Source organism: Achromobacter sp. ACRQX, assembly GCF_022346505.1.
GTDB lineage: Bacteria > Pseudomonadota > Gammaproteobacteria > Burkholderiales > Burkholderiaceae_B > Achromobacter > Achromobacter animicus.
The window spans coordinates 137,214-152,221 of record NZ_JAKRML010000004.1; the positions used below are offsets into that span (position 1 = coordinate 137,214).

Consider the following 15,008-nt stretch of genomic DNA (forward strand, 5'->3'; position numbering starts at 1 on the left):
GACCATGACCCGCGTGAAATCAAAACCGGACAGTATTTTCAAAAATATTTTCAGCGCGCCGGAAAAAGGCGGGGCAACGCCGTGAACGTGATCCGCCATGCCGACCCCGCGCCTCACGCCGAGGTGTCGCGAGGCACGATCGTTACCCAATACGGCGTGCGGTAGCGCACCTGCACGGGCAAGGTGGCGGGCAGCGCCGCCAGCACCGCGTCCGTGTCGTGCAACTGGAAGGCGCCGGAGATGCGCAGGTGCGCGATCTCCGGCGCGCAGCGCAGGATGCCCTGCCGGTAGCGGCCAAGCTCGGCCGCGAAGGTGTCCAGCCGCAGTGCGCTGGCGTACAGCACGCCGCGCAGCCAGTCGCTGGCATGCGGATTGGCGGGCGTCGCTGGGCCGGCGCCATCCGGCGACAGGCTGCTCTGCTCACCGGCCGCCACGTCCACGTAGCGCCCCGGCTGCCCGGCGCTGCTGACGCGCACGCGTCCTTCCTGCACGCTGAGCTGACAACGCCCGCTCTCTTCGCGCACACAGAAGCGCGAGGCCTGCGCCTCGATATCGCCCAGCCGCGTGCGCACGATGAAGGGACGCGGATGACTGGCGGGGTCCGCCACCGCATGGACGGCGATCTCGCCGGCGCGCAGGCGCAAAAGGCGCGTCGCGTCGTCGAACAACACGTCGACGGCGCTGGAGGTATTCAGGTGCAGCGTCGAGCCGTCGGCCAGGATCACGTCGCGCCGCTCGCCGGCGGCGCTCCGGTAATCGGCGCTCCAGTCCAGGGGATCGGCCCGCCAGGCAGCCCAGCCGACCGGCGCGGCCACAATCAGGGCAACCAGCGTCTTGAGCGCGGCGCGGCGGCTCTTGAGGTCCGGTCGATTCAGCGTTGCCATGCCCAGCGCCGACGGAATGAGGCCGAAGCGCGCATTCACGCGCTGCGCCCGCTGCCAGGCATGTTCGTGCTCGGCCTTGCTGGCGCGCCATTGGTCGCAGGCATGGACGTCCGCGTCGGTAGCCCGGCCTGAGCTCAGCCGCATCAGCCACCGCGCAGCCTCGCGTGCGACGTTGCGCTCGACGGCGGGCAGCTCGGCTGCCGGTTCCGCTGGCGCGCTCACATCACCGCCATGATGCATTGCTCGTATCCCTTGGTGATGTAGCGGTGCACGGTGCGCAGCGACACGTTGAGCTTGTCGGCGATCTCGCCATGGCTCAGGCCTTCCAGTTGCGCCATCAGGAACGCCTGGCGGGCGGGCAGCGACAGGCCGGCCAGCATTTCTTCAATCTCCTGCAGCGTCTCCAGGATGATGAAGCGCTGTTCGGGGGAAGGAGCAAGCGCCTCGGGCATCAACGCCAACGCTTCCATGTAGGCCTGCTCGACCGATCGGCGGCGATGGTGGTTCAGCAGCAGGCGCTTGGCGATGGTGGTCAGGTACGCGCGCGGCTCGCGCAGCGCGTCCAGTTCGTGCCGGTGCCGCAGCACGCGCACGAAGGTGTCCTGCGCAAGATCGGCGGCATCGAAGCTGTTGCCCAGCTTGGCGCGCAGCCAGCCGTGCAGCCATCCGTGATGGGTGCGGTACAGCATGTTGACGGCGTCGCCCGAGGCGAGCACGGAATTCGGCACGGACGGCTCCCTGACTCACTAACTACAAAATTCATAACTACAAATAACAATCGTTCTCATTCTAAATGCAAAACCATGATCTTGGTCAAGTCCGCGCGTCGGGTTTGCGGCGATATCATCCGTACGACGTCCGCCGCCTCCCGCGGCGGCGCTTTCCACAGGCTGATCCCATGCTCTACGCCGTCCTGCAGTTTCTCCACGTCATGGCCGTGATCCTCTGGGTGGGCGGCATGCTGTTCGCCCACTGTTTTCTGCGGCCGGCGGCCGCGAAACTGGATCCGCCCGTGCGGTTGCCGCTCTTGGCCTCGGTGCTGGGCCCCTTTCTGAATGCCGTGCTGGCGGCCATCGTGTTGATTCTCGTGACCGGCGCCTGGATGATCGGCTCGTCGGCCAGCCAGGCCGCGCAGACGGGCGGCTCGTTCTTCATGCCCCGCAACTGGACGCTGATGGCCAGCGGCGGCATCGTCATGATGGCGATCTTCGGCCACATCCGGTTTGCGCTGTTCAAGCGCCTGGCCGCTGCCGTGGCGGCGTCCGACTGGCCCAGGGGCGGCCAGGCGATGGCCGGCATCCGGCGCTGGGTCGGTGTGAACCTGCTGCTCGGCATCGCCATCGTGGCGGTCATGTTCCTGGGCTAGCGAATGACTGGCGGCCGCCAGGACCAATCGGATAAACGCCGGTTGGTATCGGAAATCTTGGCCTTGGTGCAATACGGCGTACATCCGCGCTGGCCACACTGCGGATGACTCTCGCGGGTCACGTCCACGACAACAGGGAAATCCCATGATCAAACGTGCATTGCATCTGGCCATATTTGGCCTGTTCGCCACCGCCGGCGCCGCCCAGGCCGCCGCTATCGACAACAGCGCCATCGGCCAGCCCGAGTTCCGCGCGCACAAGGCCACCTACGGCGTGGTCTACCGCTTGCCGGCTGAGGTGAACGCCGTGCTCGACGCCAAAGTCACCGGCGTCCTCAAGGAAGATCTGATCAAACTCGGCCTGAAGACCGAAGCCGACACGCCCAACCTGCCGCACGTCACCGTTGTCCACATCCACAACGCCGATCCGCAGACGCCCGCGCGCATGCTGAAAGCGTTGCCCAAGCCGCCGGCGCCGCTGCGCGTCACGCTCAAGACCTTCTATCCGACCGAGGCCGCCAAGGGCGCGGGCCATCCGTGGTGGCTGGACCTGGGTGTGGTCAAGAGCGGCCAGGGCTTCGACGACATGATGCGCTACAACACCGTGGCGACCGCCGCCCTCGCCCCGCTGCGCGACGGCCCGCTGCCGCGCGTGACCGGCCCGGTCTACGCCAAGATGGGCGATGCCGGAAAGGAACTGGTCAAGACGCTGGGCGTGAGCGGCGTGAACGTCATGCAGGACGGCAAGGAAGTGCGCGCGCACAACCCGCACACCACGCTGGTCTACAGCATGACTCCGTATGACGCGCGGCTGCAGGACGCCATGAAGGCGGAATCCGAAAAGTTCAACGCCGTGCTGCCCGATGGGATTGAGACGACCTTCAAGGACGTGTCCATTGTCGAGATCGGGTTTGCGGGCAACGTGGTGCGCGAGATCTACCGCGTCAGCCTGGAAGACGGGTCGGTGCTGGACGTGGCGTCGGGCAAGCCGGTCGCCAAGTAGGAGGATCCGGGGCTGAAATCGCGGGCCGGACTATCGCCGCCTGCTGCCAATCCATGGCAGTATTGCGCCGTCTGCCCTTCCCCCGCCCCCATGTCCCGCACCGAACGCCTCCTGGAGCTGCTCCAGACCCTGCGCCGCCACCGCCTGCCCGTCAGCGGCCATCGGCTTGCGGCCGAGATGGGCATCAGCCTGCGCACGCTGTATCGCGACATCGCCACGCTGCAATGCCAGGGCGCGGAAATCGAGGGAGAACCGGGCGTGGGCTATGTGCTGCGGCCCGGCTTCATGCTGCCGCCGCTGATGTTCAGCACCGAAGAAATCGAGGCGCTGGTGCTGGGCACGCGCTGGGTGGCCCGCCGCTCGGACGAACGCCTGGGGCTGGCCGCGCGCAATGCGCTGGCCAAGATCGGTGCGGTGCTGCCGCAGGAACTGCGCGACGAGCTTGACGCCATTCCGCTGCTGGTTGCGCCCAGCGCCGTAGCCGTCACGGACCGTGTCGACGTGGCGCTGATCCGCCAGGCCATCCGCGGCGAACAGAAACTGGAAATCACCTATCGCGACGACAAGGGAGCCGATTCCAGCCGGATCATCTGGCCGTTCGCGCTGGGCTTTTTCGACAGCGTGCGGCTGGTGATGGCCTGGTGTGAATTGCGGGGCGACTTCCGGCATTTCCGCACCGACCGCATCGCCACGCTGGCCATCGGCGCCAGGTATCCCAAACGGCGGCACATCCTGCTCAAGGCGTGGCGCGCGCTGGACCACGAGGCGCGCAAGGACTGATGTTCACTACTGCCAAAAACTGACAGTACCCCTGCCTATCATGAGCGCATCCAACCCCCGGAGCGCATCATGTCAGACACCAATTTCGTCATCCTGTATGTGGAAAAGCCGCAAGCCAGCGCCGCGTTCTACAGCGCGCTGTTGCAGCGCCCGCCCATCGAATCGTCGCCCACGTTTGCGCTGTTTGCGCTGGACTCGGGGCTGATGCTGGGCTTGTGGTCGCGCTACACGGTGGCGCCGGCAGCCGCCGGACGCGGCGGAGCGTCCGAACTGGCGTTCACGGTGGCCGATGCCGATGCGGTCAACCAGCGTCACGTGGACTGGAGCCTGCGCGGCCTGCCCATCCTGCAGGCGCCGACCGACATGGATTTCGGCCGCACCTTTGTGGCGCTCGACCCCGACGGCCATCGACTGCGCGTGTTCGCCCCGGCCCCCGCGCCGGCGCCAGCCGCGCCCCGCACCGAGCGCGCCGTCGCGGCCGTCTGATGACAAACGGCCGCGCCAAAAAGCGCGGCCGTTGACGACCCATCACGCACGCTGCCGCGTATTCATGGCGACCGCTTCGCCGCGCTTCTTGAACAGCAGGTAGTACGCCGCGGCGAGCAGCACCAGGAACGGCACGCCAAACACCAGCGTCAGCTTGAAGACGCTGGTGAAGTACGTGGTCACCAGAATCGCCAGCATCGCTCCCGCGCCCAGCAGCGTCAGCACCGGAAAGCCCGGCATGCGGAACGACAGCTTTGCGCCGCCTTCGCGCACCCAGCGGCGGCGGAAGAAATAGTGCGTGACGAAGATCATCATCCAGGTAAAGAGCGCGCCGAACATCGAGATGGCCATCATCAGCGTGAAGGCCGTTTCGGGGTACAGCACGTTCAGCACTGTGGCGATGGCGATGCCGCTGGTCGACAGCAACAGCGCGTTCAGCGGCGTGCCGTTGCTGGACAGCCGGCCCAACGCCGACGGCGCATGGCCCGCGCGCGACAGGCTGAACATCATGCGCGTGGTGATGTAGAGCTGGCTGTTCATGGCCGACAGCGCGGCCACCAGGACGATGAAGTTGATGACACCTGCCGCGCCCGGAATATCAAGCACCTCCATCACCTGCACGAAGGGGCTGCCGCCCTTGCCGGCATCATCCCACGGCACGATGGCCAGGATGAGCGCCAGTGTCAGCAGGTAGAACACGACAAGCCGGACAATGGTGGCGCGAAACGCCTGCTTGACCGCGCGTTCCGGATCCTCGGCTTCACCGGCTGCCACGGCGATCATCTCGACGCTCAGATAACTGAAGATCGAAATCACGACCGCGATCCACATGCCCCACACGCCGTTCGGAAAGAACCCGCCGTGCGCGGTGTAGTTCGCCGTGCCGTACTGCGGATTGCCCCAGACCACGTAGGCGCCCAGGATGATGAAGCCGATGATGGCGCTGATCTTGATGGTCGAGAACCAGTATTCGATCGTGCCGAAGGCCTTGACGCTCAGGGCATTGATGAGAATGAGCGCTGCGGAAAAAATGCACACCCATAGCCATCCGGGCACGCCGGGAAACCAGAAAGCCATGTATTTGGCCACCGCCGTGACTTCCGTGCCCACGGCCAGCACCACGCAGGACCAATACGCATAGCGCACCAGAAAGCCCGCGAGCGGGCCGATGTAGTGTTCGGCATAGGCGCCGAACGAGCCGGACGTGGAATGCGCGACCGTCATTTCGGCCAGGCAGGCCATGAGCAGCAGCGTGATCACGCCGCCGATGGCATAGCTGATGAGCACGCTGGGCCCGGCAAAGCCAATGGCGAATTTACTGCCCAGGAACAGGCCCGTGCCGATGGCCCCGCCGATGGCGATCATGCTCATCTGGCCGGACGTCAGCCGGCGCTTGAGCCCCTGTTCGCGTTCGGCAATCTGGCCGAACCCTTTCTGTTGTTGCATTGTCTCCTCCTGTACTGCGCATTTTTGTGTGATGTACGGCCCGCGAGGCCGGCGCGACGAGGCCCGATACCGGAATCAGGTCACGGCGGAACGCTGCTTGAACTCGGGCTTGTCCCACGCGCGGGTATCCAGCACGTCCTTCAGGATGTCGACCGCGTCCCAGACGTCGGCGTAGCCGAAATACAGCGGCGTCAGCCCGAAACGCAGGACCTCGGGTTCACGGTAATCACCGATCACGCCGCGCGCGATCAGCGCCTGCATGACCTCGAAGCCGTTGGGATGGCGGAAGCTGACGTGGCTGCCGCGGTCGGCGTGCGTGCGCGGCGTCACCAGCGTCAGCGGATGCCCGGCGCAACGCGATTCCACCAGCTGGATGAACAGGTCGCTCAGCGCCAGCGACTTCTTGCGCACTTCGTCCATGCCGGCGGCATGCGCGACATCGAGACCGCATTCGACCATCGACAGCGACACGATGGGCTGCGTTCCGCACAGGTAGCGGCGGATGCCGCCGGCGGGCTCGTAGGCCACGGCCATGTCGAACGGGCGGCTGTGGCCCCACCAGCCGGACAGCGGCTGCCAGAAATCCTTGGTGTGACGCGGGGCCACCCAGATGAACGCGGGCGAACCGGGGCCGCCGTTCAGATACTTGTAGGTGCAGCCCACGGCGAAGTCGGCATTGGCGCCATTCAGATCGACGGGCACCGCGCCCGCGGCGTGCGCCAGATCCCAGATGGCCAGCGCGCCGTGTTCGTGCGCCTGCGCCGTGACGGCGGCCATGTCGTGCATCTGGCCGCTGCGGTAATTGACGTGAGACAGCAGCATGACGGCAACGGAGTCGTCCAGCGCCTTGTCCAGCGGCAGGTCGTCGTCGATCAGGCGCATTTCGTAGCCCTGCTGCAGCAGGTCGATCATGCCCTGGATCATGTAGAGGTCGGTGGGGAAGTTGTCGCGCTCGGACAGGATGACGCGACGCGCGGGGTGCTTGTGCTGCTGGATGCGCAGCGCGGCGGCCAGCGCCTTGAAGATGTTGAGCGACGTGGTGTCGGTGACGACCAGCTCGCCCTCGCGCGCGCCCAGCAGGCGGCCCAGCTTGTCGCCCAGGCGCGCAGGCAGATCGAACCAGCCCGCGGTGTTCCAGCTGCGGATCAGGCCCGTGCCCCACTCTTCGGTAATGACCTGCGCCGCGCGGGCCGCGGCGGTCTTGGGCAGCACGCCCAGCGAATTGCCGTCCAGGTAGAGCACGCCGGGCGGCAGGTCGAATTGTTCTTTCACGTGGGCCAGGGGATCCTGGCGGTCGGCGTTGACGCAGGCTTCACGAGTGTTCATGTTCCGTTCCTTCAGCAGATTTCCGGATACATGCTATCAGCGCAGTCAGTCCGAAAAATTGCAAATCCCGTCGTGACTTACCCGCGTTTTCCGCATTAAATTGCATTCATCATCATTTTTTCGAACTGGATTGCGCCATGCAGATTGACGTCATAGACCAGCGCATTCTGGCCCGCCTGCAGGAAGACGGCCACCTCAGCAATCAGGACCTGGCGGAACAGGTGGCGCTGTCGCCCTCCGCCTGCCTGCGCCGTGTGCGCGCGCTGGAAGAAGCCGGGCTCATCCGCGGCTACCGTGCGCTGCTGGACGCCGAGAAGCTGGGCTTCGAGCTGGAGGCCATCGTGCATGTGTCGCTGGACCAGTCGCGCGCGGGATGGCACGAGGAGTTTCTGGCGGGCATCGCGCTGCACGACGAGATCACCGAGGCGGCCATCGTCACTGGCGCGTCCAACTACATCCTCACCGTGCGTACGCGCAACCTGTCGGCATTTTCGAATTTTGTCGAGGACAAGCTCAGCAAGATCCCGGGCGTGCGCGATCTCTGTTCGCATATCGTCATGCGCAAAGTGAAAGACCGCGAAGGCATGCTGCCGCTGGCGGCCTGGCGCTGAGTCGACCTCGCCGTCGGCGTGAAGCAAGGCGCGCTAGGTTGGCGCGTGCTCCAGAAAGCCGAAGACCGTCACGAAATGGCAGGCCGTGCCGCCCATGACGAACAGATGCCAGATGCCGTGCGCATGGCGCCAGCGTTTGTCGTTGGCATAGAACAGCGTCCCGATCGTGTAGATGGCGGCGCCCGCCAACAGCCACGTCAGCCCCGCCGTCGATAGCGCGCCCGCGATCGGCGCGGCAAAGGCCACACCCAGCCATCCCATCAGCAAATAGAGCGGCAAGGCCGGCGGCGCGTTGCGCGCCCACCAGAGTTCGCGGGTGATGCCCACCAAGGCCAGCAGCCAGATCGCCACCCCCATCGCGGCGCCCCACCGATGATCCACGGGGCCGTACGCCAGCGGCGTGTACGTACCGGCTATCAGCAGGTAGATCGCGCAGTGGTCCGCCTTGGCCCACATCGCCTTGCGGCGCCCCTGCGAACAGTGGAACAGCGAAGACGACGCATACACCGCGATCATCGACGCCGCGAACACCGCGCAACTGACGATCTGCCGCGTGTCCACGCGCAGCTCGGCGGCGCGCGTGATCAAGGCGCCGGAAGCCAGCACCGCCAGCGCCAGCCCGGCCAGATGCGTCACGCCGTTTAGTCGTTCGCCTTCCTGCATGTGCGCCCCCGCCCCGGCGTCGTGCCGGCGCTTGTCATCATGGCGGGCTTGTGTGACAGGCGCGGGTCAGCGGCATCACCCCACGAAATCCACCGCGGCCGGATAGCCGTCAATGGCGCGCGCGGCCAGGATCGCGCGCTGCACCGCGATCGCCATGACCTCGGCGGCCATGACACCCAGCAGCATCACGTTGGCGGATTTGCCCGACGCGCCCGTGCCCAGCGCGAAGATCGTGTCGCCGTCGAGCATGGTGTGGATGGGGTTGATCGTGCGCGCCAGGCCGTCGTGCGCCATGCCGGCGATCTTTTGGGCTTCGGCCTTGGTGATCCGCGCATCGGTGGCCACGGCGCCGATGGTGGTGGCCGCGCCCGCGCGCATCGACTTGGGCAGGTCGCCCGCCAGGATGGCCGCGCGCGTGTCGAACAGCATCTTGCCGTCTTCGGTGCGCGCGCCGGCCAGGATGCGCCCGGTGGCCGGGTCCAGCACATCGCCCACGGCATTGACCGCAACGATGGCGCCCACCGTCACGCCCGCCACCGTCAGCGACGCGCTGCCGATGCCGCCCTTCATGGCGCGCTTGGGGCCATACAGCTTGCCCACCGTCGCCCCCGCGCCCGCGCCCACGTTGCCTTCCTGCGGCGCGTCGGCGGTAGCCGACCGGCAGGCCTGGTAACCGGCGGCGGCATCGGGCCGCACCGACGCGTCGCCCACGCCCAGGTCGAACAACACCGCGCTTGGCACGATGGGCACAAATGCCACGCCTACGTCAAAGCCGATCTTCTTTTCTTCCAGATAGCGCATCACGCCCGACGCCGCGTCCAGGCCGAACGCGCTGCCGCCCGTCAACACCACCGCGTGCACCTTGTCGACCATGTTGATCGGGTTGAGCAGGTCGGTCTCGCGCGTGCCCGGCGCCGCGCCGCGCACGTCCACGCCACCCGTCGCGCCGGCCTCGGCAATGATGACCGTGCAACCGGTGGGCCGGCGCGTCTCGGTGTAATGCCCCACCCGCAAGCCCGCCACATCGGTGATGCTGCCGCCGCCCGGCATGGACGCCGCGCCGCCAGCGGCCTGCGTGGGCATTGCCCCCGCCGCGGCAGCGCCCGCTGCCGCCACCATGAACGCACGCCTGTTCCATTGCTGTTCCACACCCGTCTCCGTCAACGTAACGCCAGAAGGATCCCGGACCGACTGCCCGGGCGTTCGGTAAAGCTATATGACTTGTAGCTATATTTTTACTATTCCATATGCTTTGTGGAAAAATAGGCCGGTTGTTAGAGTGCCGCTACGCCGGAGGGCATTGCAGGCCCACATGCTCTCCACAGTGATCATCCGTGGAGCATTGCCATGAAACTCTTCCGTACGCTGTTCATCGCCGGCCTCGTGCAGGTCGCCGCCCTGTCCGCCGCCCATGCCCAGTCCGAACTGGACCAGATCAAATCCGCGGGCGTCTTCAAGATCGGCACCGAAGGCACCTACGCGCCTTTCACCTTCCACGACGCATCGGGCAAGCTTACCGGCTTTGACGTGGACCTTGGCCGCGCCATCGCCGAGCGCCTGGGCGTGAAGGCGCAATTCGTCGAAGGCAAGTGGGACGGCCTGATCGCCGGGCTGGACGCCAAGCGCTACGACGCCGTCATCAACCAGGTGGGCATCACGGATGCGCGCCGCGCCAAGTACGACTTCTCCGATCCCTACATCTCGTCCGCCGCCGTGCTGATCGTGCGCGACGACAACACCAGCATCAAATCCTTCGCGGACCTGAAGGGCAAGAAGTCCGCCAATACGCTGACCAGCAACTTCGGCAAGCTGGCGCAGAACCACGGCGCGGAAGTGGTCGCCGTGCAGGGCTTCAATGAAGCCATCGACCTCCTGACCTCGGGCCGCGTCGAAGCCACCGTCAATGACAACCTGTCGTTCCTGGACTTCAAGAAGCAGAAGCCCAACGCCCGCGTGAAGATTGCGGCCACCGACAAGACGGCGGAGTTCAGCAATTCGGGCGTCCTGATCCGCAAGAACAACCCCGAGCTGCAGGCCGCCATCAACAAGGCGCTGGCCGACATCAAGGCTGACGGCACGTACAAGACCATCTCGGTCAAATACTTCGGCACGGACCTGTCCGCGCAATAAACCACTGGAGCGCCCATGACGCTGCCCCCCTGGCTGCACGCCGTCCTGCCCGACTGGCTGCTGGCAAAAATAGGCGAATGGTCGGTGCCGGCCTGGGTGCAGCTGATGGCGGACTCGTTCTGGCCGCTGCTGCACGCGGGGCTGGTCTTCACGGTTCCGCTGACGTTGATGTCGTTTGCGCTGGGGCTGGCGCTGGCGTTCGTGGTGGCGCTGATCCGGCTGTTCGGGCCCGCGCCGCTGGTGGCGGTGGTGCGCTTCTACGTCTGGCTCATCCGCGGCACGCCGCTGCTGGTGCAGCTGTTCGTGATCTTCTATGGCCTGCCCAGCGTGGGCATCGTGCTGGACCCGTTGCCCGCGGCGCTGATCGGCTTCACGCTGAACGTCGGCGCGTACAACTCCGAAGTGATCCGCGGCGCGATCGAATCGATCACCAAGGGGCAGTGGGAAGCGGCCTATTCGCTCAGCATGACGCGCGGCCAGGCCTTGCGCCGCACGATCCTGCCGCAGGCGGCCCGCGTGGCCGTGCCGCCGCTGTCCAATTCGTTCATCGCGCTGGTCAAGGACACGTCGCTCGCGGCGGTGCTGACGGTGCCGGAAATCTTCCAGGCCGCGCAGCGCATCGCAGCCGTCACGTATGAGCCGCTGATTCTCTATACGGAAGCGGCGCTGATCTATCTGGCGTTCAGTTCGGTCCTGTCCGCCGCGCAAGTGCGGCTGGAACGGCGCTTCGGCCAGCATGCGATGTTTAGCGAGAAGACCCGATGATCCGCCTTGAAAAAATCGAAAAGTCCTTCGGCGGCAATCCCGTGCTCAAGCAGGTGGATGTCCAGATCGACGAAGGCAGCGTCACGGCTTTGATCGGCCCGTCGGGCAGCGGCAAGAGCACGCTGCTGCGCTGCGTGAACCTGCTGGAAATGCCGGATCGCGGGCGGCTGGAGATCGGTCCGGAAACGGTCGACTTTGAACCCGGCCGCAAGCTGGCGCGCGAACAGGTCCAGGCGGTGCGCAAGCAGACCGGCATGGTGTTCCAGAACTTTCAGCTTTTTCCGCATCAGACCGTGATCGGCAATGTGATGGAAGGGTTGGTGACGGTACAGAAGTGGCCCGCCGACCGTGCACGCGCGCGGGCGGAGGAATTGCTGCGCAAGGTGGGGATGCTGGAGAAGGCGGAAGCCTGGCCGGCGAATCTGTCCGGCGGCCAGCAGCAGCGCGTGGCGATCGCCCGCGCGCTGGCGCCGGCGCCGCGGGTTCTGCTGTGCGACGAGCCGACCTCGGCGCTGGATCCGGGATTGGCGGCGGAAGTGGTGGATGTGCTGCGTCAGTTGGCCGCGGAAGGCATGACGATGCTGATGGCCACGCATGATCTGCGGCTGGCGGCCAGCGTGTCGCGGGAAGTGGTGTTTCTGCTGGATGGCGTGGTGGTGGAGGCCGGGGATTCGCGGTCGGTGTTCACGAATCCGAGTGATTCACGCACGGCGGCGTTTGTATCGACGCTGACGCAGGAAGCGCCGTAGATCCGGGTGTCTGACACCTGCCGCAAGTTGGAGACTGTTTTACTTGGCGCAAAGCCGCCGTCTGCTACTTCGGCGGCAGGGATCCCGCCGGGTCGACCGCCTGACCGTCGTAGCGCAGTTCGAAATACAGCCCGACCTGCTTGCTGTCGCTGTTGCCCATCTCGGCGATCTTCTGGCCCTGCGACACGCGTTGCCCTTCCTTGACCAGCAGCTTGCTGTTGTGCGCGTAGATGCTGAGGAAGCTGGCGTTGTGCTTGACGATGACCAGATGCCCGTAGCCGCGCAAGCCGCTGCCCGAATACGCCACCGTGCCGGGCGCGGCGGACACGACGGGCGTGCCGGCGGAATTGCTGATGACGATGCCGTTTGAATGCGAACCGTCGTAGCCGCGCGTGACCTTGCCCTGCGCGGGCCAGACCAGCGAGATCGCGCCCGGCGGCGCCGTGCGCCGCTTGCCGGATGACGCGGTGGCGCGCGGCGCGGGTTTGGGTTTGGTGCTGGCCTTGCTGGGCGGCGAGGTGCGCGCCTGGCCGGCGGGCGGCTCGACCCGCAGGACCTGGCCGACTTCGATCGAATTGGAGTTCGACAGCTTGTTCCACCGGACCAGGTTGCTGACTGTCGTGCCTTCCTTGCGCGCAATCTGGTACAGCGTGTCGCCCGACTGGACCCGGTAATAGCCCGGCTGGACCTTGGTCGTGCCGCAGGCGGTCAGCAACACCAGCAGCGCCGCCATCAGCGCGCCCAGCCATAGACGGGAATATGAGCCCGCGCGTCCCGGCCCGGCGGACGGGTCGGCATTGGACAAACTGGCGGCGGACAAAGTCGAAACGGACAAGGAAAGCTCTGAAACCTGGGGCACGGGGTCGCGTGTCGGAAAGAAGTGCGTTCAAGGGTACCAAGAAATCGGGAACGCTTGGCATAGAATGCCTGCATGCCTTCGTCGACCCGCCTCCTGTGCACGCTGCGCGCCCTGCGCGCCGACGCCGTGCTTTGGCTGGCGATCCTGGCATTGGCGCTGCGGGCGCTGATTCCCGCTGGCTACATGCCGGACGCCCGCGCGCTGCACGATGGCCGGCTCGAGGTCACATTCTGCTCGGCGGCGGGCAACGTGTCGTCATTCAGCGTGGCGCTGCCGGCCGATGACGGCGGCAAGGCCCCGCACGACAACGCCAACACCGGCGCGCAATGTCCCTTCGGCCTGCTTGTCCACGCCACGCCCGCCACGGCGCCGGCCATGACGACGCTGCTGCTGACGGCCGCCGGACATCCTGTCTTCCCTCCTGCGCATCGCGCCCTGCCCGCGCAGCCCGCCCACGGTCCGCCGCTGGGTTCGCGCGCGCCGCCGCCGCTGGCATGACTTCGTCCAGGATCGTCCACGCCCCTTACTAATTAGTAAGGCGCTGCGGACGGCACTTGCCGCGCGGCCAGACCGCGTGGCCGACTCGTCAATCCAGAGGTTTCAATGAATTCCCTTTTTTCTCGCACGCCCGCCGGCGTGACGCGCGCCGCCCCCACGCCGGGCGCGCCCGACCCGCGTCGCCGTCTGCTGCTGTCGACACTGGCGCTGCTGCCGCTGGCGGGCTGCGGTCCCGACGCCCCGCCGCTGCACGGCATGGACCTGTCCGGCATGACCACCGGCGATTTCCAGTTGCAGGACACCGATGGCAAAACCCGCACCCTGGCCGACTACCGCGGGCATCCGGTCATGTTGTTCTTCGGCTTCACCCAATGCCCGGACATCTGCCCGACGGCGCTCACCCGCGCCGTCGAGATCAAGACGCTGCTGGGCAAGGATGCCGACAAGCTGCGCGTTCTCTTCATTACCGTGGACCCCGAGCGCGACACGCCTGAGATCCTGCGCGCCTACACCCAGGCCTTCGATCCCGGCTTCGTCGGTCTGCGCGGCACGGCGGAACAGACCCGCGCCGCCGCCCAGACCTTCAAGGTGTTCTACCAGAAGGTCCCGACCGGCTCGTCCTACACCATGGACCACACCGCGCTGACGTACCTCATCGACGCCGAAGGCAAGCTGCGCGTGGCGCTGCGCCATCAGCAGAGCGCGCAGGAATGCGCGCAAGACCTGCGCACCGTGCTCTGACCCAATAAAGGAAACCCTCATGAAGAAGCTTTCGATCAAACCGCTGGCCGCCGTCTTCGCGTTGGCCCTGGCCGGACTCAGCCATGTTGCGTTGGCGCAGGACGCCGGCCTGTCCGTGCAGGACGCCTGGGTGCGCGCGACCGTGCCCAACCAGCACGCGACCGGCGTGTTCATGCAACTGACGTCCAAGGAAGCCGGCCGGCTGGTCGGCGTGGAATCGCAGGCGGCCAAGCACGTGGAAGTGCACGAGATGGCGATGCAGGACAACGTCATGAAGATGCGCCAGGTGCCCGGCATCGACCTGCCCGCCGGCCAGGCGGTGGACCTGAAACCCGGCGGCTACCACGTCATGCTGATCGACCTGGCCAAGCAGATCGTGCCGGGCGATCACGTCGCGCTGACGCTGATCGTGGAAGACGCGGCCCGTCAGCAGCGGCGCGTACCGATCGACGCAGTGGCCCGGCCACTGAATGCGACCGCCGCGCCAGCGGCCGGTCACGGCCACTGATGACGGGCGGCAGGCGCTCATCGCGCGCCTGCCGCGTGGCGGGGTCGCACCGCGATCTCGCCATTTGAACGCCTGTCGCCGGCGCTCCATGCTCGCCTGTTCCCCTATCGGCGGCTACATATCAGGGACACATCGCCCCGCCGCCGCGACAGCGCCGCCCTCCGATTCACCATACAATGCCTGCACGTCCGAA

The 15,008-nt window shown here is 66.4% G+C and carries 18 protein-coding genes; 11 read left to right on the forward strand and 7 right to left on the reverse strand.

All coding sequences use genetic code 11. The features are described from left to right. Positions 1-113 precede the first annotated feature (113 nt). Together MHZ91_RS05955 and MHZ91_RS05960 are read right to left on the reverse strand one after the other, a co-directional pair. The gene (locus MHZ91_RS05955; RefSeq protein WP_239212916.1) at positions 114-1,124 is read right to left on the reverse strand and encodes a FecR domain-containing protein; all 1,011 of its coding nucleotides are present in this window, start codon (positions 1,122-1,124) and stop codon (positions 114-116) included. Then, positions 1,103-1,612, reverse strand: coding sequence for a sigma-70 family RNA polymerase sigma factor (locus tag MHZ91_RS05960; RefSeq protein WP_175124461.1), 510 nt, complete (start codon positions 1,610-1,612; stop codon positions 1,103-1,105). The genes MHZ91_RS05955 and MHZ91_RS05960 overlap by 22 nt, the downstream gene beginning before the upstream one ends. Positions 1,613-1,782: 170 nt before the next feature. On the opposite strand from MHZ91_RS05960, the gene MHZ91_RS05965 reads away from it, so the two are divergent. The 4 genes from MHZ91_RS05965 to MHZ91_RS05980 all read left to right on the forward strand — a co-directional run bounded on the left by MHZ91_RS05965 (position 1,783) and on the right by MHZ91_RS05980 (position 4,519). Then, a complete protein-coding gene (locus MHZ91_RS05965; RefSeq protein WP_218343067.1) occupies positions 1,783-2,250 on the forward strand; it encodes a CopD family protein in 468 nt (155 codons plus the stop codon). 145 nt (positions 2,251-2,395) lie between these two features. Then, positions 2,396-3,253: a hypothetical protein gene (locus MHZ91_RS05970; protein WP_239212917.1), complete on the forward strand. Its 858-nt coding sequence runs from the start codon at positions 2,396-2,398 to the stop codon at positions 3,251-3,253. A gap of 90 nt (positions 3,254-3,343) precedes the next feature. Beyond that, on the forward strand, positions 3,344-4,033 hold the full coding sequence (locus MHZ91_RS05975) for a YafY family protein (RefSeq protein ID WP_218343065.1): 690 nt from the start codon (positions 3,344-3,346) through the stop codon (positions 4,031-4,033). Between the two features lie 69 nt (positions 4,034-4,102). Then, positions 4,103-4,519 (forward strand): VOC family protein, encoded by a 417-nt coding sequence (locus tag MHZ91_RS05980; protein ID WP_175124455.1) that lies wholly within the window; start codon positions 4,103-4,105, stop codon positions 4,517-4,519. Positions 4,520-4,561: 42 nt separating this feature from the next. On the opposite strand, the gene MHZ91_RS05985 is transcribed toward MHZ91_RS05980, so the two are convergent. Continuing rightward, on the reverse strand, positions 4,562-5,965 hold the full coding sequence (locus MHZ91_RS05985) for an amino acid permease (protein ID WP_175186322.1): 1,404 nt from the start codon (positions 5,963-5,965) through the stop codon (positions 4,562-4,564). A 75-nt stretch (positions 5,966-6,040) separates the two neighbouring features. Continuing rightward, complete coding sequence (gene kynU / locus MHZ91_RS05990; protein WP_239212918.1) at positions 6,041-7,291, reverse strand: kynureninase; 1,251 nt, start codon at positions 7,289-7,291, stop codon at positions 6,041-6,043. A 137-nt stretch (positions 7,292-7,428) separates the two neighbouring features. On the opposite strand from kynU, the gene MHZ91_RS05995 reads away from it, so the two are divergent. After that, positions 7,429-7,902 (forward strand): Lrp/AsnC family transcriptional regulator, encoded by a 474-nt coding sequence (locus tag MHZ91_RS05995; RefSeq protein ID WP_175124452.1) that lies wholly within the window; start codon positions 7,429-7,431, stop codon positions 7,900-7,902. Positions 7,903-7,935: 33 nt separating this feature from the next. On the opposite strand, the gene MHZ91_RS06000 is transcribed toward MHZ91_RS05995, so the two are convergent. After that, the gene (locus tag MHZ91_RS06000; RefSeq protein WP_218343062.1) at positions 7,936-8,565 is read right to left on the reverse strand and encodes a hemolysin III family protein; all 630 of its coding nucleotides are present in this window, start codon (positions 8,563-8,565) and stop codon (positions 7,936-7,938) included. A 75-nt stretch (positions 8,566-8,640) separates the two neighbouring features. Beyond that, positions 8,641-9,684: a P1 family peptidase gene (locus tag MHZ91_RS06005; RefSeq protein WP_255809017.1), complete on the reverse strand. Its 1,044-nt coding sequence runs from the start codon at positions 9,682-9,684 to the stop codon at positions 8,641-8,643. A gap of 228 nt (positions 9,685-9,912) precedes the next feature. Here MHZ91_RS06005 and MHZ91_RS06010 point away from each other — a divergent pair, with 228 nt between their 5' ends. From MHZ91_RS06010 to MHZ91_RS06020, 3 genes are all read left to right on the forward strand, one after another. Next, positions 9,913-10,695: an amino acid ABC transporter substrate-binding protein gene (locus tag MHZ91_RS06010; protein WP_239212920.1), complete on the forward strand. Its 783-nt coding sequence runs from the start codon at positions 9,913-9,915 to the stop codon at positions 10,693-10,695. Between the two features lie 84 nt (positions 10,696-10,779). Beyond that, positions 10,780-11,460, forward strand: coding sequence for an ABC transporter permease subunit (locus MHZ91_RS06015; RefSeq protein ID WP_056327000.1), 681 nt, complete (start codon positions 10,780-10,782; stop codon positions 11,458-11,460). Next, positions 11,457-12,209, forward strand: coding sequence for an amino acid ABC transporter ATP-binding protein (locus MHZ91_RS06020; protein ID WP_239212921.1), 753 nt, complete (start codon positions 11,457-11,459; stop codon positions 12,207-12,209). Before MHZ91_RS06015 ends, MHZ91_RS06020 begins: the two co-directional genes overlap by 4 nt. A gap of 64 nt (positions 12,210-12,273) precedes the next feature. On the opposite strand, the gene MHZ91_RS06025 is transcribed toward MHZ91_RS06020, so the two are convergent. Continuing rightward, on the reverse strand, positions 12,274-12,942 hold the full coding sequence (locus MHZ91_RS06025; protein ID WP_175124570.1) for a peptidoglycan DD-metalloendopeptidase family protein: 669 nt from the start codon (positions 12,940-12,942) through the stop codon (positions 12,274-12,276). A 198-nt stretch (positions 12,943-13,140) separates the two neighbouring features. On the opposite strand from MHZ91_RS06025, the gene MHZ91_RS06030 reads away from it, so the two are divergent. The 3 genes from MHZ91_RS06030 (at position 13,141) to MHZ91_RS06040 (ending at position 14,815) form a co-directional block, all read left to right on the forward strand. Beyond that, positions 13,141-13,566: a DUF2946 family protein gene (locus MHZ91_RS06030; RefSeq protein WP_218343060.1), complete on the forward strand. Its 426-nt coding sequence runs from the start codon at positions 13,141-13,143 to the stop codon at positions 13,564-13,566. 105 nt (positions 13,567-13,671) lie between these two features. Then, positions 13,672-14,307: an SCO family protein gene (locus tag MHZ91_RS06035; protein WP_239212922.1), complete on the forward strand. Its 636-nt coding sequence runs from the start codon at positions 13,672-13,674 to the stop codon at positions 14,305-14,307. 19 nt (positions 14,308-14,326) lie between these two features. Then, entirely contained in the window at positions 14,327-14,815 is a 489-nt protein-coding gene (locus MHZ91_RS06040; protein WP_239212923.1) for a copper chaperone PCu(A)C, read from the forward strand. Positions 14,816-15,008 lie beyond the last annotated feature (193 nt).

What these genes read in the sequence shown, in the direction of transcription:
- MHZ91_RS05955 (WP_239212916.1), bottom strand. Translation starts at nt 1,124, where the DNA reads ATGCATCATGGCGGTGATGTGAGCGCGCCAGCGGAACCGGCAGCCGAG.
- MHZ91_RS05965 (WP_218343067.1), top strand. Translation starts at nt 1,783, where the DNA reads ATGCTCTACGCCGTCCTGCAGTTTCTCCACGTCATGGCCGTGATCCTC.
- MHZ91_RS05970 (WP_239212917.1), top strand. Translation starts at nt 2,396, where the DNA reads ATGATCAAACGTGCATTGCATCTGGCCATATTTGGCCTGTTCGCCACC.
- MHZ91_RS05975 (WP_218343065.1), top strand. Translation starts at nt 3,344, where the DNA reads ATGTCCCGCACCGAACGCCTCCTGGAGCTGCTCCAGACCCTGCGCCGC.
- MHZ91_RS05980 (WP_175124455.1), top strand. Translation starts at nt 4,103, where the DNA reads ATGTCAGACACCAATTTCGTCATCCTGTATGTGGAAAAGCCGCAAGCC.
- MHZ91_RS05985 (WP_175186322.1), bottom strand. Translation starts at nt 5,965, where the DNA reads ATGCAACAACAGAAAGGGTTCGGCCAGATTGCCGAACGCGAACAGGGG.
- kynU (WP_239212918.1), bottom strand. Translation starts at nt 7,291, where the DNA reads ATGAACACTCGTGAAGCCTGCGTCAACGCCGACCGCCAGGATCCCCTG.
- MHZ91_RS05995 (WP_175124452.1), top strand. Translation starts at nt 7,429, where the DNA reads ATGCAGATTGACGTCATAGACCAGCGCATTCTGGCCCGCCTGCAGGAA.
- MHZ91_RS06000 (WP_218343062.1), bottom strand. Translation starts at nt 8,565, where the DNA reads ATGCAGGAAGGCGAACGACTAAACGGCGTGACGCATCTGGCCGGGCTG.
- MHZ91_RS06005 (WP_255809017.1), bottom strand. Translation starts at nt 9,684, where the DNA reads ATGGTGGCGGCAGCGGGCGCTGCCGCGGCGGGGGCAATGCCCACGCAG.
- MHZ91_RS06010 (WP_239212920.1), top strand. Translation starts at nt 9,913, where the DNA reads ATGAAACTCTTCCGTACGCTGTTCATCGCCGGCCTCGTGCAGGTCGCC.
- MHZ91_RS06020 (WP_239212921.1), top strand. Translation starts at nt 11,457, where the DNA reads ATGATCCGCCTTGAAAAAATCGAAAAGTCCTTCGGCGGCAATCCCGTG.
- MHZ91_RS06025 (WP_175124570.1), bottom strand. Translation starts at nt 12,942, where the DNA reads ATGGCGGCGCTGCTGGTGTTGCTGACCGCCTGCGGCACGACCAAGGTC.
- MHZ91_RS06030 (WP_218343060.1), top strand. Translation starts at nt 13,141, where the DNA reads ATGCCTTCGTCGACCCGCCTCCTGTGCACGCTGCGCGCCCTGCGCGCC.
- MHZ91_RS06035 (WP_239212922.1), top strand. Translation starts at nt 13,672, where the DNA reads ATGAATTCCCTTTTTTCTCGCACGCCCGCCGGCGTGACGCGCGCCGCC.
- MHZ91_RS06040 (WP_239212923.1), top strand. Translation starts at nt 14,327, where the DNA reads ATGAAGAAGCTTTCGATCAAACCGCTGGCCGCCGTCTTCGCGTTGGCC.